Genomic DNA, 2,937 nt, shown 5'->3' with positions numbered 1-2,937 from the left:
TTATATTAGAAGCTTGACGATGACCTACTCTCACATGGGGAAGCCCCACACTACCATCGGCGCTGAGTCGTTTCACTGCTGAGTTCGGGATGGAATCAGGTGGTTCCAACTCGCTATGATCGTCAAGCAAACAGGTATGGTTTGTTTTCGGTCTTATCTACGTTCGTAGTGCCTAATCACACAACCAAATAGGGCGATGAACAAAGTTGTTTTTCGTTTTACTGAGGACACTGTGTATCACACTAAGTCCGTCGATTGATCATGTTATCAATCAGTCGATTCTGTTATATGGTCAAGCCTCACGGGCAATTAGTACTGGTTAGCTCAACGCCTCACAACGCTTCCACACCCAGCCTATCAACGTAGTAGTCTTCTACGGCCCTTTAGGGGATTCAAGATCCCAGGGAAAGCTAATCTTGAAGGAGGCTTCCCGCTTAGATGCTTTCAGCGGTTATCCCGTCCGAACGTAGCTACCCGGCAATGCTATTGGCATAACAACCGGAACACCAGAGGTTCGTTCACTCCGGTCCTCTCGTACTAGGAGCAACTCTTCTCAACTTTCCAACGCCCACGGCAGATAGGGACCGAACTGTCTCACGACGTTCTAAACCCAGCTCGCGTACCACTTTAAATGGCGAACAGCCATACCCTTGGGACCGGCTTCAGCCCCAGGATGTGATGAGCCGACATCGAGGTGCCAAACACCGCCGTCGATGTGAACTCTTGGGCGGTATCAGCCTGTTATCCCCGGAGTACCTTTTATCCGTTGAGCGATGGCCCTTCCATACAGAACCACCGGATCACTATGACCTACTTTCGTACCTGCTCGTCGTGTCAGACTCGCAGTCAAGCTGGCTTGTGCCATTACACTAACCTCCTGATTTCCGACCAGGATTAGCCAACCTTCGTGCTCCTCCGTTACTCTTTGGGAGGAGACCGCCCCAGTCAAACTACCCACCATACACTGTCCGCGATCCAGATAATGGACCTGCGTTAGAACCCCAAACATACCAGGGTGGTATTTCAAGGTTGGCTCCACCACAACTAGCGTCATGGTTTCAAAGCCTCCCACCTATCCTACACAAATAGGTTCAGAGTTCAGTGCAAAGCTATAGTAAAGGTTCACGGGGTCTTTCCGTCTAGCCGCGGGAACACTGCATCTTAACAGCGATTTCAATTTCACTGAGTCTTGGGTGGAGACAGCGTGGCCATCGTTACGCCATTCGTGCAGGTCGGAACTTACCCGACAAGGAATTTCGCTACCTTAGGACCGTTATAGTTACGGCCGCCGTTTACCGGGGCTTCGATCAAGAGCTTCGCCGAAGCTAACCCCATCAATTAACCTTCCGGCACCGGGCAGGCGTCATACCCTATACGTCCACTTACGTGTTTGCAGAGTACTATGTTTTTAATAAACAGTCGCAGCCACCTGGTCACTTCGACCGGTCTCAGCTTAGGGAGCAAGTCCCATCACCAAGGCCGGCGTACCTTCTCCCGAAGTTACGGTACCATTTTGCCTAGTTCCTTCACCCAAGTTCTCTCAAGCGCCTTGGTATTCTCTACCTGATCACCTGTGTCGGTTTACAGTACGGTTCGTTATTACCTGAAGCTTAGAAGCTTTTCCTGGAAGCATGGCATCAACCACTTCGTCTCAAAAATGAGACTCGTCATCAGTTCTCAGCCTTAAGAGCCCGGATTTACCTAAGCTCTCAGCCTACAACCTTAAACACGGACAACCAACGCCGTGATGGCCTAGCCTACTCCGTCCCTCCATCGCAGTAATAACAAGTACAGGAATGTTAACCTGTTTCCCATCGACTACGCATTTCTGCCTCGCCTTAGGGGCCGACTAACCCTATTCCGATTAACGTTGAATAGGAAACCTTGATCTTCCGGCGAGGGGGCTTTTCACCCCCTTTATCGTTACTCATGTCAGCATTCGCACTTCTGATACCTCCAGCATGCTTCTCAACACACCTTCAACGGCTTACAGAACGCTCCCCTACCATGCACAAAGTGCATCCGCAGCTTCGGTTGCTAGTTTTAGCCCCGTTACATCTTCCGCGCAGGCCGACTCGACTAGTGAGCTATTACGCTTTCTTTAAAGGATGGCTGCTTCTAAGCCAACCTCCTAGCTGTCTGAGCCTTCCCACATCGTTTCCCACTTAACTAACATTTGGGACCTTAGCTGGCGGTCTGGGTTGTTGCCCTCTCGACGACGGACGTTAGCACCCGCCGTCTGTCTGCCATGATTGCACTCCACGGTATTCGGAGTTTGCATGGGGTTGGTAAGTCGGGATGACCCCCTAGCCCAAACAGTGCTCTACCCCCGTGGGTGAGACATGACGCACTACCTAAATAGTTTTCGGGGAGAACCAGCTATCTCCCGGCTTGATTAGCCTTTCACTCCGATCCACAAGTCATCCCCTAACTTTTCAACGTTAGTGGGTTCGGTCCTCCAGTCAGTGTTACCTAACCTTCAACCTGCCCATGGATAGATCGCCGGGTTTCGGGTCTAATGCATGCGACTGGACGCCCTATTAAGACTCGGTTTCCCTACGGCTCCCCTAAACGGTTAACCTTGCCACATACATTAAGTCGCTGACCCATTATACAAAAGGTACGCAGTCACAGAACAAGTCTGCTCCTACTGCTTGTACGCACACGGTTTCAGGTTCTATTTCACTCCCCTCACAGGGGTTCTTTTCGCCTTTCCCTCACGGTACTGGTTCACTATCGGTCAGCTAGGAGTATTTAGCCTTGGAGGATGGTCCCCCCATGTTCAGACAAGATAACACGTGTCCCGTCCTACTCGATTTCATCAAAAGTGCCTTTTCGTGTACGGGGCTATCACCCTGTATCGCTCAACTTTCCAGAAAATTCCACTAAGACACAATCAACTTAAGGGCTAATCCGCGTTCGCTCGCCGCTACTAAC

Annotated in this window: 2 rRNA genes (1 of these 2 running past the window's edge); both read right to left on the bottom strand. The window is 50.8% G+C overall.

From position 1 onward, the window contains the following. Positions 1-11: 11 nt before the first annotated feature. Positions 12-127: ribosomal RNA gene (gene rrf / locus D568_RS0117160) — 5S ribosomal RNA — on the bottom strand. Between the two features lie 161 nt (positions 128-288). Beyond that, positions 289-2,937: ribosomal RNA gene (locus D568_RS0117155) — 23S ribosomal RNA — on the bottom strand (it continues 237 nt past the right edge of the window).

It is taken from the genome of Gilvimarinus chinensis DSM 19667, assembly GCF_000377745.1.
In the GTDB taxonomy this organism is placed as follows: Bacteria; Pseudomonadota; Gammaproteobacteria; order Pseudomonadales; family Cellvibrionaceae; genus Gilvimarinus; species Gilvimarinus chinensis.
The sequence above is the reverse complement of the archived record's forward strand: the minus strand, read 5'-3'. Positions and strand labels throughout refer to the sequence as shown.